Consider the following 17,042-nt stretch of genomic DNA (forward strand, 5'->3'; position numbering starts at 1 on the left):
CGGGTCGGCGCCGCTTGGCCGTTTGCACCGCTCAGCGCGACGTCTCTGGAACGCGCAGGCCGAGCCCGCTCACGGCCGCCGCGACGAGCTGGTCCGGCGGCAGGGAGACGTCGAGCACCAGGCAGGGCTCGTCCGGCTGGGGCCGTTCGAGGGTCGCGAGCTGGGAATCCAGCAGGGAGGCCGGCATGTAGTGCCCGATCCGCTGCGACAACCGCTCCCGGATCACCTCGGTGGGCCCGTCCAGGTGCACGAAGTCCAGCTCCGGTGGCCCCTGCCGGAGCACGTCCCGATAGGACCGTTCCAGCGCCGAACAGGCCAGTACGGTCGAGACTCCCTCAGCGGACCGGGCGGCCATCCAGGCGGCCAGCGCACGCAGCCAGGGCCAGCGGTCGGCGTCCTGCAACGGGACGCCGGACCGCATCTTGGCCACGCTGGCCTCGGAGTGGAACTCGTCCGCCTCGGCCAGCCGCAGGCCCGCGGCGATGCTGATGCCCCGGGCCACAGTGCTCTTGCCGCAGCCCGACACACCCATCACGACTACGTGTCGGGTGGGAGCCGGTACCCGCCGACCGGCGACGGCGCCGTCACCAGTCATGGACGGTGCCGTCCTTGAGCCGGTTGAACGGAAGGTAGGCCGGCACGTAGGGGAACTTGGCGGCCGCGGCCTCGTCGAGCTCGACACCGAGCCCCGGCTGATCGCCCGGGTGGAGGTAGCCGTCGGTGAACGTGAAGGACTGCCGGAAAACCTCGTTGGTCAGCGGGCCGTGCTGCATGTACTCCTGGATTCCAAAGTTGTGGATCGCCAGGTCGAGGTGCAGGGCGGCAGCCATACCGACCGGGGAGATGTCGGTCGGCCCGTGGATGCCGGACTTGATCTGGTACTGCGCGGCGAAATCGAGCAGCTTGCGCATGGCGGTGATGCCGCCGGTGTGCGTGACCGCGGAGCGGACGTAGTCGATCAGCTGCTCCCGGATGAGCGTCTGGTAGTCCCACACCGTGTTGAAGACCTCGCCGATGGCGAGCGGCGTGGTGGTGTGCTGACGGACCAGCCGCAGCGCCTCCTGGTTCTCGGCCGGGGTGCAGTCCTCGAGCCAGAAAAGGTCGTAGGGCTCCAGCGCCTTGCCGAGCTTGGCGGCCTGGATGGGGGTCATCCGGTGGTGGCCGTCGTGCAGCAGCGGCAGCTCGGGGCCGAACTCGTTGCGGACCGCCTCGAAGACGCCGGGAAGGTGGCGCAGGTAGGCGCGGGTGTCCCAGTCCTCCTCGGCCGGCAGCGGGATGCGCTGTGCCGGCTCGTAGTCGTACCGCTTGTTGTCCGCACCGGACTGCGCGGCGACGCCGTAGACCGCGTTGATACCCGGAACCGAGGTCTGCACGCGGATCGACCTGTAGCCGAGCTCGAGATGCCGGCGGATCGAGTCGAACAGCTCCGGCAGGTCACGGCCGGAGGCGTGGCCGTACGCCCTGATGCCGGTGCGGGACGCGCCGCCGAGCAGCTGGTAGAGGGGCATCCCGGCCGCCTTTGCCTTGATGTCCCACAGCGCCACGTCCACGGCGGCGATGGCCGCCATGGTGACGGGTCCACGGCGCCAGTACGCCGAGCGGTACAGGAACTGCCAGGTGTCCTCGATGCGGTGCGCATCCTGGTTGAGCAACAGCGGGACGACGTGGTCGGCCAGGTAGGAGGCGACGGCGAGTTCCCGCCCGTTGAGCGTGCCATCGCCCAGGCCGGTGATGCCCTCGTCCGTGGTGATCTTCAGCGTCACGAAGTTGCGATCAGGGCTGGAGACGATGACGTCTGCTGCGACGATCTTCACAGGGTGCCTTTCTGAGGTGATGCTCGGGCGGTTCGTCAGGATGGTGCTTGCCGGCTCGCAAGCCACCGGGAGAAAACGTTCGTTGCGCCCCGGGCCGGACGCCGGCAGCGGGCGCTCCGGCCGGCGACGCGCTGCCCCGGCGACCCGGTCACGGATCGGACCGGACCGCCACCGCGGCGGTCAGGCAAAACGGTGAACAGGTCGAGCGGCTACGGCGCGTCAGCGGGCCTGCGGCCAGGGGCTGCGGTGGAGGCACGCACGACCACCTCGCTCGACAGCACCGGCGGGTCGCTCACCGGCAGGCCCTGCATCCGCGCTTCGAGCGCACGCCACGCCTGCCGGCCCAACTCGACGACGGGGCGCCGGACCGACGTGATCGGCGGGGTGGCGTAGGCCGAGAACGGGATGTCGTCGAAGCCCGCGATCGAGAGCTCCTCGGGCACCTTGACGCCGAGTTCCTGCAGGCCCGACAGCACGCCGAGGGCGACGTAGTCGTTGAACGCCACCACCGCGGTCACGTCGCTGTCGGCGAGCTGCCGGGCGACGGCGTAGCCGGCCTCGAGGTCGGGGCCGCACGGGAACGGCACGACGTCGAGCCCGAACGACGAGGCGGCCCGCAGCGCGCGCCACCGGACCGAGTCCGACCACGACCCCGGCGGGCCCTGCAGGTACCCGATACGCCGGTGCCCGAGCCCGGCGAGATGCCCGGCCAGCGACAGCGCCGCCTCGTACTCGTCGACTGTCACGCAGGGCATCCCGAGGCCGCTCTGTGCCCGGTTCACGCAGACCGTCGGCGACGACTGCACCGCCAGCTCGTGCAGTTGCTCGATGTCCATCCGCGGCGAGCACAGCACGAGCGCGTCGGTCTGGGCGAGCAGGCCGAGCGCGAGCTTCATCTCACGCTCGACGTGTTCGCCCGACTCCGCGACGACCACGCTGTAGCCAGCCTCCTCGGCGGCCGAGGTGAGCCCCCGGAGCACGATCGGGAAGAACGGGTTCGACAGGTCCGGCACGAGGGCCCCGACGAGCCACGTGCGGCCGGCCACCAGCCGGCGCGCGTGGACACTGGGCCGGTATCCGAGCTCCTCAATGGCCTTCTCGACCCGGTCGGCGAGCTGCCGGTCGACGCTGGTGTTCCCGTTGACGACCCGCGACACGGTCGCGGTGGAGACGCGCGCCGCCTTGGCGACGTCCTTGATGGTTATTTCCCGCATCTCGACTCACCGGCCCCCGTACCACGCTGGCCTTCTCGTCTCGCCCTACGCCTGCTTGACGGCAACGTGTACGTCGACTGGTGCGACAGCGTACTCCTTGACGATATTCAACCACGCGGCCACGTGCTCAGTACTGCCATGATTGTCCAGGCAACGCTGGTCGCGCCAGTGCGCGTGGAACCAGATCTCACGCGGGTTGTCGGCGCCTTGGAAGACGTTGTACGCGAGGTTGCCCTCTTCGGCCCGGCAGGGCTCGACGAGCGCCACCGCCGCGTCGCGCAGGATGTCGACGGACCCGGGTTTGGCCTCGACCCGGGCGAACACGAACCGTTCCATCAGCTTGTTCTCCTGTCGGTTTAGGAACGTCAGAACGCGGCGAGACCGGCCACTGTCGTGCGGACGCTGTAGACGCTGGTGCTCGCGCAGATGTAGAGGGTGCACAGGTCCTCGCCGCCCCACACGAAGTTGCCGACGACCTCGGGCACCTCGATGACGCCGACGTGGGCGCCGTCCGGCGAGTAGACGTGGATGCCGCCGGGGCCGGTGCAGTAGACGTTGCCCGTCGAGTCGATCTTGAGACCGTCGACCACCGGGTCACCCGGGCCGCTGGTGACGGCGAACACCTCTCCGCCGGTCCCCCGCCCGTCCTGCAGCCGGAACCGGCGGATGTTCCCGTGCTCGGTGTCGTTGACGTAGAGCACGCTCTCGTCGAGCGACAGACACAATCCGTTCGGGCCGTCGAGATCGTCGATCAGCAGAGTCAGCTCGCCGGTGTCGGGAACGAGCCGGTAGACACCGCACACGTCGAGCGGAACCTCGCGCAGCACCCCGACGAACTCGCTGGTCCGCCCGTACGGCGGGTCGGTGAAGTAGATGGTGCCGTCGCTCGCCACGATGACGTCGTTGGGGCTGTTGAGCTCCCTGCCGTCGTAGCGGTCGGCCAGGGTGGTCCACGAACCGTCGAGCTCGCGTCGTACCAGTCGGCTGGTCGCGTGCTCGCACACCACCAGCCGGCCCTGCCGGTCGTACGCGGTGCCGTTGGCCTTGTTGCTGGGGTCGCGCACCACCGTGACGTCCCCGGCGGCGTCGAGCCGCAAGATGCGGCCGGCCGGGATGTCGGTGAACGTCAGGGACTGTTCGTGCGGGTGCCAGGAGGGGCCCTCGGTGAAGAGGTAACCGGTCGTGAGCTGCCTCAGCGGCTCGTCCGTGACCAGTTGCGCCGGCCGGCCGGCCGTACCCTGGACAGCGGTCATCATCGACTCCGTTCTGTGCCGGTCTTACAGTCACGGCGCGCCCCGCTCCCGGCGGAGGGGGCGCGTCGCACGGGACGTCAGGACTCGTTCGGGACGATGATTCCGCGGCCCTGCAGACGGCCGCCCTCGAGATCGGCCATCGCCTCGTTGATCTGCTCGAGCGGGTAGGTCTTGGTGTGCAGCGTGACCTTGCCCTGGGCCATCAGCGCGAGCAACTCGCCGAGCTCGTTGAAGTTGCCGATCAGGTTGCCGACGAAGTTGAGCTCGTTGTTGATGATCCGCTTGGTATCGACCTGCAGCTCACCGCCGTAACCGACGACGAAGTACGTGCCGAAGGAGCGAAGCATGTCCACGCCCCACTTCTCGGCACCGCGCTCCGCGACGTAGTCGATCACGACGTCGGCGCCGCGCCCCTTGGTCAGCGCCTTGACCGCCTCCACCTGATCGCCGTCGACGAGCACCGTGTGCTCGGCCCCCCAACTCTTGGCGAGTTCGAGCGCCGCCGCGTTCTTGTCCACGACGATGATCTCGGCGGGGGTCATCGCGGTGAGGCACTGGATGCCCACGTGCCCGAGGCCGCCCGCGCCGATCACCACGACCTGGGTACCCGGCACGAGCAGCTTCGCGGCGCGCTTCACCGCGTGGTAGGCGGTGACGCCACCGCACGCGACCGGGGCCACGTCCACCGGGTGCAGGTTGTCAGCGATCTTGAGCGCGGCGCGCGCGCCGGTCTTGATCTTCTGCGCGAACCCGCCGTCGGTGTAGAGGCCGGGGAACACGGCGTTCTCACAGCGCATGTCGTCGCCGGCCCGGCAGCCGGCGCAGACGCCGCAGGTGACGAAGGGGTGCAGGATCACCGCGTCGCCGACGGCGAGGTGCTTGACGCCCTCCCCCACCGCCTCGATCCAGCCGGCGCTCTCGTGGCCGGGGATGTAGGGCAGGTCCAGCCCCGCGTCGGCGTGCTCCTTCTCGAACTCGCCCCACTGGATGTGCAGGTCGGTCCGGCACAGGCCGGCGGCGCCGGTACGCACGATGATGTCGAAGGGGCCCGTGATCTCGGGGTCGGGGACCTCCTCGATGACCAACGGCTGGTGGTAGGCGTGCAGTCGTGCGGCCTTCACTGGTTCTCCTTAGTACTTCTTGGCGTCCAGGGCCCACTGGAGGTAGGCCTGCGGCGCGTCGACGTTGCTCTTGTCGATGATCTGCGTGCCGACGTAGGTCACCTTGTCGATGTTTTTGCCGAGCACGACGCGGTTGAACATCGTCTCGACCAGGCGCAGTCCGTTGTCGACCGGGCCCACGTCGACCGACGCGGTCAGCTTGCCCTCACGGATCTTCTCGCAGCCCGACACCAGGCCGTCTGCGCCGATCGTGAGGATGCCTTCCTTGCCGTCCCAGTGCTTGAGGCCGGCCTGGTCGATGGCCTGCGAGGCGCCCAGCGCCATGTCCTCGTTCTCGCCGTAGATGGCGTTGATGTCCTTGTTGGCGGCCAGCAGGTCCTGCGCGACCGCGAAGCCCTTGTCCCGCACGTAGCCGCCGTCGGCCTGGGCGACCAGCTTCACGTCGGGGTACTCGGCGAACGCCCGCTTCAGGCCGTCGCCGCGCATCTTGCTGTAGTCGGACCCCGCGGGGCCGAACAGCGCCAGTACCCGGCCCTTGCCGTTCAGCTTGTCACCGATGTACTTGCCGGCGAGGTAACCCGACTGGGTCTCGTTCTGGTAACCCACCGTCGCGGCGGTCCGCAGCTGGTCGGCCGGGTAGAGCTCGATCGGCATGTTGTACTCGATCACCATCGTGCCCTGCTCGGCGGCCCGCTGGTAGACGCCCTGCATGGTGGCGAAGTTGGCCGAGGTGCAGATGAAGATGGCGTCGAACTTACGGGTGGCCCAGTTCTGCACGATGCCCACGTGCTGCTCGACCGACTTGTAGTTGGCGGTGGGCGCCGACCGCTCCCACTTCCACTTGACGCCGAACCGCTCCTCGTACTCGGCCATCTTGCGCCAGGCGGCGCCCTGGATCTCGTTGAAGTACTCGGACAGCACCGGGACCGTGTAGCCGATCTGGATCGTGCGACCGTTGACGATCTTCCGAACCGCGTCGTCGTACTTCTGGCTGATCGGGCTGCCCCCGTTGCCGCCTCCGCCGCCGGTCGGGCTGTTGTCGACCTCCTTGCTCGAGCACGCGGCGAGCAGGCTGCCGCCGACCGCGGCACCGCCGATCAGGCTGACACCTCTGAGGAAGTTTCGACGCGACGGTAGGGACGGCAGGTTGTCGTTGCGGGCGTCACTCATTGCAGGCCTCCGAGAAAGGTGGTGGGTTGGGAGAGCGACGTCAGGCGTCCGCGGCGACGACCGCCTGCCGGCGGGCGCGGGCCAGGGATCGCTCGTAGCCGAGGGTGCCGACCCGGTCGAGAGTGACGGCCAGCAACAGGATCGAACCGAGCACGATCTGCTGCCATTCGGCACTGACGCCGGCAATGTTGATCACGTTGTTGGCGACCGTGAGGACGAGCGCGCCGAGGACGGCACCACCCACCCGGCCACGTCCGCCGGACAGCGCGGCCCCGCCGATGACGGCCGCCGCGATGGCCTGGACCTCGTAGCCGAGGCCCATGTTGGGGGCGACAGTGGTGGTGCGCCCGGCCAGGAGCACACCGGCCAGCGCCGCGAGCACGCCGCTGATGACGTACGCGGTGACGCGTACGCGGTTGACGTTGATGCCCGACAACCGGGCCGCGTCGGCATTGCTGCCGACGGCGTAGGCGTGCCGGCCGAACGAGGTACGCCGCATGACGAAGGCGACTACCGCGACCATCAGCAGCGACAGCATCAGGGGGACGGTGACGAAGCCCAGGTACCGTTCACGCCCGGCGAGCGTGTAGTACACGTCCAGCATGTAGTCGGTGAACGGGAAGCCGCTGGTCCACAGGTACAGCAGGCCGCTGGCGATGCCCATGGTGGCCAGCGTGGCGACGAAGTCCGGCAGGCCGATCCGGGTGATGAGCACGCCGTTGAACAGCCCGAGGACCGCGCCGGCGGCGAGGGCCAGGATGAACGCCGCGATGAACGGCCGCCCGGTGTTGATCTGGTCGGCCATCACCCCGGCGGACAGGCCCAGCACCGCGCCGACCGAGAGGTCGATGCCACCGGTGATGAGCACGACGGTCATGCCGATCGCCAGGATCAGCACGTAGACCGACTGGTTGAACACGTTGGACCAGTTGTTGAACGTCAGGAACACCGGCTCGGTGAACGCCATGAAGACGCAGATGCCGAGCAACAGGACGATGACACCGGTGCTCGGCTTCGCCAGTGCGGCGGAGGCGAGACGCCGGACCGACGGGATGGACCCGGATGTACTCATGGCAGGAGTCATCTCAATCGACGGAAGAGAGGGCGGAGGGACTCGGTGACCGGGTGCCGGCGATCCCGTCGTCGTCGCGCCGCTCCGGCGGGGTGGCGGCCGGCGACTTGAGCGTCAGCCAGCCGGCGGCGACGCGCTGGACGCCACGGTCGAACGCGATCGCGAGGATGATGCTGGCGCCGGTGACGATCGTGAACCACAGCGGGTCGACACCGAGCAGCTGCAGCCCGCGGCTGAGCGTCGCCAGGAACAGCGCGCCGATGACGCCCCGCCAGACCGTGCCCCGGCCACCGGCGAGGCTGATACCGCCCAGGACGGCGGCGGCGATGGTCGTCAGCTCGTACCCCGATCCGAGGCCGGCCTGCACGGAGTTCAGCCGGGACGCCTGGACCACGCCAGCCAGGCCGGCGGCCGCGCCCGACAGCACGTACACCAGGAACCGCACCCGGTTGACCGACACACCGGCCAGGTGCGCGGCCCGTGGGCTCATGCCGGCCGCGTAGACCCCGCGGCCGAACGGCGTCTTGATGAGCATCAATTCGAAGGCGAGCACGATGACCGCGCAGATCACGACCGGGATCGGGATCCCGAGAACGCTTTCCCCGGCGATCGAGGAGAACGTCGAGGAGTTGGCTCCGGCCAGCGTCACCTTGGCGGTGAGGACCGCGAGCACGCCGAACTCGATGCTCATCATCGCCAGCGTGACGATGAAGGCGTTGACGCCGAGGCCGCTGATGATCAGGCCGTTGACGGCGCCGACGAAGGCGCCGAACAGGATGCCGATCGCCACGGCCAGCACGACGGGAACGCCGTGCAGGAGGCTGAAGTACGTGACGCCGCCGGACAGTCCCAGTGTGGCGCCGACCGACAGGTCGATCCCGCCGACGAGCAGCACATAGGTCATGCCGGCCGTGATGAGGACGACGAACACCGCCTCGACGAGGAGGTTGCGCAGGTTCTCCCCGGTCAGGAAGACGTCGGACTTCACCGAGAAGAAGGCCACCATGATGATGAATGCGAGCACCACTGCTGCGCCGTCGACGGCGAGCAGCCGGGCGACGCGCCGAGCCAGGTTCATGCGACACCGCCGCGCACTGCGAGAGCCATGATCTTCTCCGCTCTACGGTCGTCCATCTCGGTGGTGCTGTCGCCGCCGCACTCCACCTCGCCGACGAGCCTGCCTTCGCGCATCACGGCGATCCGGTCGCTGACCCGAAGCAGCTCGGGCAACTCCGACGAGATGACGATGGCGGCGCCCCCGTTGTCGACGAAGTCGTGGATCAGCCGGTAGACCTCTGCTTTCGCCGCCACGTCGATGCCCTGCGTGGGCTCGTCGAAGATCAGCACGGACGGCTGGGTGAACAGGCAGCGGGCGACGATGACCTTCTGTTGGTTGCCGCCGCTGAGATTGCGGATCTTCTGGTGGACGCCCGGCGTACGCACGCCGAGGTCCTTGACGAAGCCGGTCGCGACGGCGTTCTCGCGACGGCGGTCGAGCACCACGCCGGCGCGCGCGACGCGCCGCAGATCGGCGATGGTGATGTTCTTCGAGATCGTGAAGTCGGGCAGGATCGCCGTCGTCTTGCGGTCCTCGGGTACGAGCGCGATGCCGAGGCGGTACGCCTGGCGCGGGTTACGGATCCGGGTCACCAGCCCGTTGACCGCGATCTCGCCGGAGTCGAGGCGGTCCGCGCCGAGGATGACCCGCGCCAGCTCGGTGCGGCCTGCCCCGGCGATACCGGCGATGCCGAGTACCTCCCCACGCCGCAGCGTCAGGTCGATGTCGGTCAGTGGCAGCCGGGTGATTCCGGTCAGGCGGAGAACCTCGCTGCGGTCCCCCTGCCACCGGGTGTCCCTCGCGACGCTGCCGGTGGCCAGCGCGCCGACCGTCTCCGCTTTGTTGCCGACCATGAGTCGCACCAGCTCGTCGGGCGTCGCCGCGCTCACGTCGTCGAGGGTCGCCACGTGGGTGCCATCGCGCAGCACCGTGATGGTGTCGGCCAGGCCGTAGAGCTCGTCGAGCCGGTGCGTCACCCACAGCACGGCGATGCCGCGGTCGCGCAGGGCACGCATGTGGCCGAACAGGCTCTCCCGCTCGTGGTCGGCGAGGCCCGAGGTGGGCTCGTCGAGGATGACCAGGCGCGAGTCGAAGGCAAGCGCCTTGAGGATCTCCACGACGTGCTGCTTGAGAGCTCCCAGCGAGGCGACCCGGCAGTCGAGGTCGTCCGGCGTCAGTCCGAACTCGACCGCCAGGTCGCGGACCTTGCCCAGCATCGCGCGCTCGTCGAGAAGGCGCAGGCCGAATCGGCGGCTGCGCAGCTCGCGGCCGAGGAAGATGTTCTCGAGCACCGTCAGGTCCGGGGCCAGCGACAGCTCCTGGTGGATCGTGGTGATCCCGAGTTGCTGGGCGTCGCGCGGCTTGCGCAGGGCCACCGGCGCACCGTCGAGGAGGATCTCGCCGGAGTCGGGCGTGGTGATGCCCGACAGCAACCTGATGAGTGTCGACTTGCCGGCGCCGTTCTCACCCAACAGTGCGTGGATTTCGCCGCGACGCAGCGTCACGCTGACCCCGGCGAGCGCCACGACCCCGGGATAACGTTTCACGGCGTCGCGCACCTGAACGAGGGCGCCGTCGTCGTCACTGGGTGACCGGCGAGGAGCCGTGGAACTGTCCGACATGACATTTCGCCTTTGCCGAAGGAATTGGGACGCGCCGAACTGCCGGCGCGCGCTCTGACCCCGGGATCGGACCGTGGTGACGGCCGGTCTCGTTGTCTCGCACGGGGTCGTGCCGCGAGACGTTAGACGTGTACGACTGTCGTGTCAATCACTTCAGGAATCGATTTCTCAGCCGCCTGAGCGACTCTGCCACCCGGGGGCAGGACCCCCACCCGACTTCCTGACGGCGTCCGGCCAGACCGTCATATGGGACTCTGAGCTGGGGTTTCGCGCGAAGACATGGCGTTTCCGGGAGCCGGGACGAGACACGACACGCAACGGCGAAGAAGGTTCGGGGCTTGACAGCGACGCCGGCTTGGTAAACGTTATCTCCACTGATCTCACCGGTCGGCAGTGCCGAGGCGTCCACCATCCCGCGCTCGGGTCTCGCCGGCCGCGTACCGCCACTTCACACAGCCCGCCGTCCGCGCACCGCCGGTGCCGGCATGGCACGACGCCACGTCCACCGGAATGCCGAAGGAGCCCCGCTCATGACCGCCGTTCCCGCCCCGCCCACCGCCATCCCGCTGGAGGAGATCGAGCGCCGCATCGCCCGCGTGCGCCGGCGGGCGGCCGCCGAGGGGCTCGGCGCGGTCCTGTCCTATGGCGACTGCTGGCGGTCGGCCAACGTCCGTTACTTCACCGACTTCCGCCCCGTCGACGGGGTGCACGACATCGCCCTGGCGCTGCTCGTGCTGCCGCTCGACGGCGAGCCGGTGCTGCTCGTCGGGGACGGGACGCTGGACTACGCGCGTGAGGTGTCGACGTTCCGGGTGGAGACCTTCGGGTCGCTCGAGCAGACCTTCACGGACCTGCTGGCGGCCCAGGGCGCCGGGCCGGTCGGCCTGGCCGGCCACGGCCTGATCCCGGCGCACCTGCACGAGCGCTGCGCGGCGGCGCTCGGAGGCGCGCCACTGGGACCCACCTCGGCGGTGGCCCTGGAGAAGGCGCGCAAGTCGGCGTGGGAGCTCGGCCAGCTCCGCGAGGCCGCCCGCATCACCGACCTCGCCATGGACGCCATCCGGACCGCACTCGAGAACAACGGCCCGATGTCCGAACGCGACATGGCGCGGGTGGCCGACATCGCGATGATCGAGGCCGGCGCCGACGGCCCCGCGTACCTGTCGATGGTGCAGTCGGGTCCGCGCGCCGCGTTCAGCCTGGCCCTGCCCACCAACCGCGTCGTGCGCCCCGGTGAGATGGTGATGACCGACATCGGCGCCCGGTACGGCAACTACGTGGCCGACGGCGGCCGTGGCTTCGCCTACGGGTCCGTGACCCGCCAGCAGCGCGACATCATCGACACCGCCGCCGACGCCGTCGAGGTGGGGCTGGAGACCGCCCGGGCCGGCATCACCGCCGACGAGCTCAACAAGGTCATGCAGGCCGTACTGGTCGAGCGCGGGTACGCCCCGTACTCCAGCGAGGCCATGGGCCGCGGCACTGGCCACGGCACGGGCATGGACCCGGAGGAGGAGCTGCCGTGGATCGGCCCGGGCAACGAGACCGTGCTCGAGGAGGACATGGTCTTCACGCTCAAGGCGACGATCAACGTTCCCGAGGTCGGTGGGCTGCGGACCGAGCGGATCGTGCGGGTCACCCAGGACGGCGTGGAACCGCTGGACAACTTCCCCATGCGCAACTTCTGGTGAGTCGACCGAGTCGCTGAGGGTGTCGAGAAAGGACTGTGATGACCGGGCTCCATCCGGATCGCCTGCTGCCGGCGGGCGAGGGTGCACGGGCGATCGCCCGCGAGCTGTACGAGGCGGTCCGCGCACTGCCCCTGTTCTGTCCGCACACGCACATCGACCCGTGGGTGCTGGCGGAGGACCGCCCCTTCCAGGACCCGTACCAGCTGTTCGTGGAGTCGGACCACTACGTTCAGCGAATCCTGATGTCGCAGGGGCTGTCCCCGGCGCAGCTCGGCCTGGCCGGGCCCGCCGGCGTCACGGCCGCCTCGCCGCGCGAGGCGTGGCGTGTCTTCGCCGCCAACTGGCACCTGTTCCGCGGTACGCCCACCCGGGTGTGGATCGAGCAGCAGTTGGTCGAGGTGTTCGGCCTGGACACTCCCCTCGGCCCGGACACCGCCGACCGGCTATTCGATGATCTCAGCGCCCTGCTGGCCACGCCTGAGTTCCGGCCGCGGGCTCTGTTCCGCCGCTTCGGGGTGGAGTTCCTCGCCACCACCGACGCGCCGCACCAGCCGCTGACGGCCCACGAGAAGTTGCAGAACGGCGACTGGCACGGCCCGGTCGTGCCGACTTTCCGGCCGGACGCGGTGGTCGACCTGGAAAAGCTGGACTGGGTGCGGTCGGTGCAGCAGCTCGCCGAGGTCGCCGACACCGACACGTCGACCTTCGACGGCTACCTGGAGGCCCTGCGCATCCGGCGGCAGGACTTCATCCGTCTCGGGGCGACGGCGACCGACCACGGCCCGGTGCACCCGCACGCCGCCCGCGCCGCCGACCGCGTCGTGCGCGACCTGTACCGCCGACGTCTGCGGGGTCCGGTGAGCCAGGACGAGGCCGAGCTGTTCCGGTCGCACATGCTCATGGAGCTGGCTCAGATGAGTGTGGACGACGGCCTGGTGATGCAGCTGCATCCCGGGTCGACCCGCAACCACGACCGCGCCATGTTCCGCGACCACGGGCCGGACATCGGCGCCGACATCCCGCACCCGGTGAACTTCGTGCACGGCCTCGAGGAGCTGCTGAACGCCTACGGCAACGTCGCGAACTTCACCCTCGTGGTCTTCACCCTCGACGAGACCACGCTGGCTCGCGAGCTGGCGCCGATGGCGGCGCACTACCCGGCGCTGCGCATCGGCGCACCGTGGTGGTTCTTCGACAGCCCGGGCGGCATGCGCCGGCACCGCGATCTCGTCACCGAGACGGCCGGCTTCTACAACGGCGCCGGCTTCAACGACGACGCGCGCTGCTTCACCTCCATCCCGGCCCGCCACGACATGGCCCGGCGGATGGACTGCGGCTTCCTCGCTGAACTGGTGGCGCAGCACCGCCTCGATCTCGACGAGGCACACGAGATCGCCCGGCTCTGGACGCGTGACCAGGCGCGCGAGGTCTACCTCCCGGACCGGACGTGAACGCCGCACTGCCGCGGCTGTCCCGACGGACGCTGCCCGGCGTGACCACCGCGGCCCGCCCGGCGTACGACCCGGCCGGCCTGACCACCGGAATCGTGCACCTGGGCATCGGGGCGTTCCACCGCGCGCACCAGGCCGCGATGACCGACGCCGCGACCGACGTCGCCGACGCCGGCTGGGGCATCGCCGGGGTGACCCAGCGCAGCACGGACGTCGTGGACCGGATGCGACCGCAGGACTGCCTGTTCACCGTGGTCACCCGGAACGGCGGCGAGCAGCTCGACGCGCGGGTCGTGGGATCCGTGACGTCGGTGCTGCACGCCGCGTCGCAGCCGGAGGCCCTGCTGGCCACCCTGTCGGCGCCGACCACACGCATCATCTCGGCCACCGTGACGGAGAAGGGGTACGCGGCGGCGCTCTCGTCGCGGACGCTGATCACCGACTCACCGTTGGTGGCCCAGGACCTCGCCGACCCGCGGCCGCACCGCAGCGTCGTCGGCCAGCTGGTGGGCGGCTTCGCCCGGCGCGCCGACCGCGGCGACCCCGGGGTCACCGTGCTGTGCTGCGACAACGTACCGAGGGGCGGCGAGCTGCTGCACGACCTGTGCCTGCAGTTCCTGGAGCGCTGGAGCTCCCACCGCGCCGCCGAGGTCGCGTCGTGGATGTCGCGGCACGTGCGGTTCCCGAACACGCTTGTCGACCGCATCGTGCCGGGTACGACGGAGGCCGACGCGCACGCCCTGACGCAGCGCCTCGGCTACCGCGACGACGCGCTGGTGACCGCGGAGAGGTACGGCCTGTGGGTGATCGAGGACGACTTCGCCGCCGGCCACCCGCAGTGGCCGGCTGACGAGGTGCGGCTGGTCAAGGACATCCAGCCGTGGAGCGACGTCAAGCTGCGGCTTCTCAACGGCGGCCACTCCCTGGTCAGCTACGTCGGGCTGCTCGACGGCCGGGAGACCGTCTCCGAGGTCATGCGGGTGGCCTGGATCTGCCAGCTGCTCGACGCCTGGCTCGACGAGGCGGGCCGGTCGCTGTGTGAGCTGCCGGAGGGGCTGGATCTCGCCACGTACCGCGACGACGTCGTCAGCCGGTTCGCCAACGACGGTATCGCGTACCGGCTCGGCAAGGTGGCCGCCGACGGCTCCCTCAAGCTGCCGACCCGCGTCGGCTCCACCGCGAGCGATCTCGTGGCCGGCGGGGCCGACGCCCGTGTCTCGGCGCTCACGCTGGCGACGTGGCTGCACTACGCCGAGCAGCCCGGCACGGTCCTCGACGACCCCAACGCGGCCCGCATCGACGAAGCGCTCGATGCCGGTCGCGAGCCACGGGCTCTCGTCGAGCGCGTGTACGGGTCGCAGGGCGTCGCTCCCCTGCCCGCCGTCCTGCAGGACGATTTCCTCGACGATGTCGCGACGGCACTCGACACCCTCCGGTTGCGTGGCGTCTCGGCGGCGGCAGGGCTGCTGGCGTAGCCCGGGCCTACCGCAGCAGCGGTACGGACACCCTCAGCCGGCTCGGCGACACCCGACACGCGCTCGGCGGCCCCACCTCCGGCGGGGCCGACTGGCAGCGGGCACTGGACATCCTCACGGCCCTCGACCACCCGGATGCCGCGGCCGTCCGCGCCAAACTCCAGCTCCCGTAATCGAACCGTCGACCAACAACCGCGCCCACCCGGTCGTACTTTGGGACGATCTGGAGTCGCACCACCCTTCGTACGATGAAACCCATGCACTCTCGCCTGCACGCGGTGTTGGCCGAGCCGCGTGTCTCCCCCACCCCGACCCGGGTCTGGCGCGACTGGGCGTTGATCGTGGTCCTCGCTCCGGCGATCGTGGTGGAAGGAATCCTCCGGCCCGATCTGCCGTGGCGGGTGGGCTGCGTCGTCGTCGCGCTCGCGCTGCTGCCCACGATCCTGTGGCGGCGGACCAGGCCGCTGCCGATGGTGGTGATCGCGTTCGGCTGCACGACGGTCGCCCCGTACGTGCTGCCCGGTGATCCCTGCCAGCTGTTCACGGCGAGCTTCCTGGTCCTGCTGACCTACGCGCTGTTCCGCTGGGGCTCCGGCCGGGACGCCGTGCTCGGTTCGTTCTTCGTGGTGGCCAAGGTGATCGCCGCCGGCCTGGTCGGCTCGATCGACGGCGGCGAACTGGTCGCCGGCTTCGCGGTGATGTTCGCCGCCGCCACGCTGGGTGCCGCGATCCGCTTCCGCGCCGCCGCCCGACTGCGCGAGCTCGATCAGGTGAAGCTGTTGGAGCGGGAACGGCTCGCCCGGGACCTGCACGACACGGTGGCCCACCACGTGTCCGCGATGGCGATCCGCGCCCAGGCCGGCATCGCCGCCTCGGCGAGCCAGCCGGGTGCCGCAGTCGAGGCGCTGCACACCATCGAGGCCGAGGCGTCCCGTGCGCTTGCCGAGATGCGCGCCATGGTCCGCGTCCTGCGCCGCGATCAGCCCGCCGACCTGGGGCCCAACCCGCAGGTCGCCGACATCGAACGGCTCGCCGGCCAGTTCCGCACCGGGCCGACCGTCGACGTGGATCTGCGCGGCGACCTCGGCGACCTGCCACCCACGGTCGGCTCCGCGCTGTACCGGCTGGCCCAGGAGTCGGTCACCAACGCCCGTCGCCACGCGCGCCACGCCACCCGCATCGAGGTCAGCGTCGCGGCCGACGACACGTCAGTGCGGCTGCGGGTCAGCGACGACGGCGAGGCCGGTGCCGCCCGCCCGACCGGCTCGCCCGGCTTCGGCCTGGTGGGCATGATGGAGCGCGCCGACCTGCTCGGCGGCACCTGCGAGGCCGGCCCCAACCCCGACCGTGGGTGGACCGTCACGGCCGTGCTTCCGCGCGAGGGGGTCGGCGCGTGACGGTTCGCGTGCTGGTGGCGGACGACCAGGAGATCGTCCGCACCGGCCTCACCATCATCCTGAACACCCAACCCGGCATCGAGGTCGTCGGTGGGGCCGGCGACGGCCGGCAGGCCGTCGAGCTCGCCCGTCGGCTCCGCCCCGACGTGTGTCTGTTCGACATCCGGATGCCGGGCATGGACGGCATCGAGGCGACCCGGGCGCTCGCCGGGCCGACGGTCCCGGAGCCGCTCGCGGTGGTCGTCATCACGACCTTCGACCTCGACGAGTACGTGTACGCGGCGCTGCGGGCCGGCGCCCGCGGCTTCCTGCTCAAGGAGGCCGGTCCCGACCTGCTCAGCCAGGCCGTGCACGCCGCCGCCAACGGGGATGCGCTGATCGCGCCGAGCGTCACCACGCGGCTGCTGAAGGCGTTCGCCGACGCGGATCCGGCCGCGCCGCGCCAGCAGCCCGTCGAGGCGCTCACCGACCGGGAGGAACAGGTCCTGGTCGCCGTCGCGCGGGGACGCACCAACCAGGAGATCGCCGACGAGCTGTACATCACGTTGAGCACCGTCAAGTCGCACGTCACCAGCCTGATGACCAAGCTGGGTGTGCGTAACCGGGTCGAGGTGGCGATGTGGGCGTACGAGACCAACCGCGGCCGGAGGCGCTTCTGACCGGCGGAAGTACGACGACGGCGTCCGACCATGGGCCGACCTGGTC

Annotated in this window: 15 protein-coding genes; 5 read left to right on the top strand and 10 right to left on the bottom strand. The window is 70.2% G+C overall.

Features of this window, described 5'->3' with window-relative positions:
• Positions 1-31: 31 nt before the first annotated feature.
• From ABZU46_RS14070 to ABZU46_RS14115, 10 genes are all read right to left on the bottom strand, one after another.
• Positions 32-595: a gluconokinase gene (locus tag ABZU46_RS14070; protein ID WP_354857485.1), complete on the bottom strand. Its 564-nt coding sequence runs from the start codon at positions 593-595 to the stop codon at positions 32-34.
• On the bottom strand, positions 585-1,814 hold the full coding sequence (gene manD / locus ABZU46_RS14075) for a D-mannonate dehydratase ManD (RefSeq protein WP_354857487.1): 1,230 nt from the start codon (positions 1,812-1,814) through the stop codon (positions 585-587). Before manD ends, ABZU46_RS14070 begins: the two co-directional genes overlap by 11 nt.
• A gap of 209 nt (positions 1,815-2,023) precedes the next feature.
• Positions 2,024-3,028: a LacI family DNA-binding transcriptional regulator gene (locus tag ABZU46_RS14080; protein WP_354857490.1), complete on the bottom strand. Its 1,005-nt coding sequence runs from the start codon at positions 3,026-3,028 to the stop codon at positions 2,024-2,026.
• A gap of 45 nt (positions 3,029-3,073) precedes the next feature.
• On the bottom strand, positions 3,074-3,364 hold the full coding sequence (locus tag ABZU46_RS14085) for a putative quinol monooxygenase (protein ID WP_354857492.1): 291 nt from the start codon (positions 3,362-3,364) through the stop codon (positions 3,074-3,076).
• A 29-nt stretch (positions 3,365-3,393) separates the two neighbouring features.
• Complete coding sequence (locus tag ABZU46_RS14090) at positions 3,394-4,281, bottom strand: SMP-30/gluconolactonase/LRE family protein (RefSeq protein WP_354857494.1); 888 nt, start codon at positions 4,279-4,281, stop codon at positions 3,394-3,396.
• A gap of 77 nt (positions 4,282-4,358) precedes the next feature.
• Positions 4,359-5,402 carry an NAD(P)-dependent alcohol dehydrogenase gene (locus tag ABZU46_RS14095; protein ID WP_354857496.1) on the bottom strand — a complete coding sequence of 348 codons (1,044 nt, stop codon included), beginning with the start codon at positions 5,400-5,402 and terminating at the stop codon, positions 4,359-4,361.
• A 9-nt stretch (positions 5,403-5,411) separates the two neighbouring features.
• On the bottom strand, positions 5,412-6,572 hold the full coding sequence (locus ABZU46_RS14100) for a sugar ABC transporter substrate-binding protein (protein WP_354857497.1): 1,161 nt from the start codon (positions 6,570-6,572) through the stop codon (positions 5,412-5,414).
• A 40-nt stretch (positions 6,573-6,612) separates the two neighbouring features.
• Positions 6,613-7,644, bottom strand: coding sequence for an ABC transporter permease (locus ABZU46_RS14105; RefSeq protein ID WP_354857498.1), 1,032 nt, complete (start codon positions 7,642-7,644; stop codon positions 6,613-6,615).
• Between the two features lie 13 nt (positions 7,645-7,657).
• Positions 7,658-8,722, bottom strand: a complete 1,065-nt coding sequence (locus tag ABZU46_RS14110) for an ABC transporter permease (RefSeq protein ID WP_354857500.1) — start codon at positions 8,720-8,722, stop codon at positions 7,658-7,660.
• A complete protein-coding gene (locus tag ABZU46_RS14115) occupies positions 8,719-10,248 on the bottom strand; it encodes a sugar ABC transporter ATP-binding protein (RefSeq protein WP_354857503.1) in 1,530 nt (509 codons plus the stop codon). The genes ABZU46_RS14110 and ABZU46_RS14115 overlap by 4 nt, the downstream gene beginning before the upstream one ends.
• 605 nt (positions 10,249-10,853) lie before the next feature.
• Between ABZU46_RS14115 and ABZU46_RS14120 the strand changes: the two genes are divergently transcribed.
• The 5 genes from ABZU46_RS14120 to ABZU46_RS14140 all read left to right on the top strand — a co-directional run bounded on the left by ABZU46_RS14120 (position 10,854) and on the right by ABZU46_RS14140 (position 16,996).
• Positions 10,854-12,014 carry a Xaa-Pro peptidase family protein gene (locus ABZU46_RS14120; protein WP_354857505.1) on the top strand — a complete coding sequence of 387 codons (1,161 nt, stop codon included), beginning with the start codon at positions 10,854-10,856 and terminating at the stop codon, positions 12,012-12,014.
• 38 nt (positions 12,015-12,052) lie between these two features.
• Positions 12,053-13,465, top strand: a complete 1,413-nt coding sequence (gene uxaC, locus ABZU46_RS14125; protein WP_354857506.1) for a glucuronate isomerase — start codon at positions 12,053-12,055, stop codon at positions 13,463-13,465.
• Complete coding sequence (locus ABZU46_RS14130; RefSeq protein WP_354857508.1) at positions 13,462-14,940, top strand: mannitol dehydrogenase family protein; 1,479 nt, start codon at positions 13,462-13,464, stop codon at positions 14,938-14,940. The genes uxaC and ABZU46_RS14130 overlap by 4 nt, the downstream gene beginning before the upstream one ends.
• A gap of 257 nt (positions 14,941-15,197) precedes the next feature.
• A complete protein-coding gene (locus ABZU46_RS14135; RefSeq protein ID WP_354857510.1) occupies positions 15,198-16,337 on the top strand; it encodes a sensor histidine kinase in 1,140 nt (379 codons plus the stop codon).
• Positions 16,334-16,996: a response regulator transcription factor gene (locus ABZU46_RS14140; protein WP_354857511.1), complete on the top strand. Its 663-nt coding sequence runs from the start codon at positions 16,334-16,336 to the stop codon at positions 16,994-16,996. Before ABZU46_RS14135 ends, ABZU46_RS14140 begins: the two co-directional genes overlap by 4 nt.
• Positions 16,997-17,042: the final 46 nt, after the last annotated feature.

The sequence above is a fragment of the Micromonospora sp. NPDC005197 genome (assembly GCF_040608295.1).
Classification (GTDB): Bacteria; Actinomycetota; Actinomycetes; order Mycobacteriales; family Micromonosporaceae; genus Micromonospora.

Excerpts from the sequence above, each read along its gene's own strand:
- ABZU46_RS14085 (WP_354857492.1), bottom strand. The coding sequence starts at position 3,364 with ATGGAACGGTTCGTGTTCGCCCGGGTCGAGGCCAAACCCGGGTCCGTC.
- ABZU46_RS14135 (WP_354857510.1), top strand. The coding sequence starts at position 15,198 with ATGCACTCTCGCCTGCACGCGGTGTTGGCCGAGCCGCGTGTCTCCCCC.
- ABZU46_RS14080 (WP_354857490.1), bottom strand. The coding sequence starts at position 3,028 with ATGCGGGAAATAACCATCAAGGACGTCGCCAAGGCGGCGCGCGTCTCC.
- ABZU46_RS14105 (WP_354857498.1), bottom strand. The coding sequence starts at position 7,644 with ATGAGTACATCCGGGTCCATCCCGTCGGTCCGGCGTCTCGCCTCCGCC.
- ABZU46_RS14110 (WP_354857500.1), bottom strand. The coding sequence starts at position 8,722 with ATGAACCTGGCTCGGCGCGTCGCCCGGCTGCTCGCCGTCGACGGCGCA.
- uxaC (WP_354857506.1), top strand. The coding sequence starts at position 12,053 with ATGACCGGGCTCCATCCGGATCGCCTGCTGCCGGCGGGCGAGGGTGCA.
- ABZU46_RS14100 (WP_354857497.1), bottom strand. The coding sequence starts at position 6,572 with ATGAGTGACGCCCGCAACGACAACCTGCCGTCCCTACCGTCGCGTCGA.
- ABZU46_RS14090 (WP_354857494.1), bottom strand. The coding sequence starts at position 4,281 with ATGACCGCTGTCCAGGGTACGGCCGGCCGGCCGGCGCAACTGGTCACG.
- ABZU46_RS14070 (WP_354857485.1), bottom strand. The coding sequence starts at position 595 with ATGACTGGTGACGGCGCCGTCGCCGGTCGGCGGGTACCGGCTCCCACC.
- ABZU46_RS14120 (WP_354857505.1), top strand. The coding sequence starts at position 10,854 with ATGACCGCCGTTCCCGCCCCGCCCACCGCCATCCCGCTGGAGGAGATC.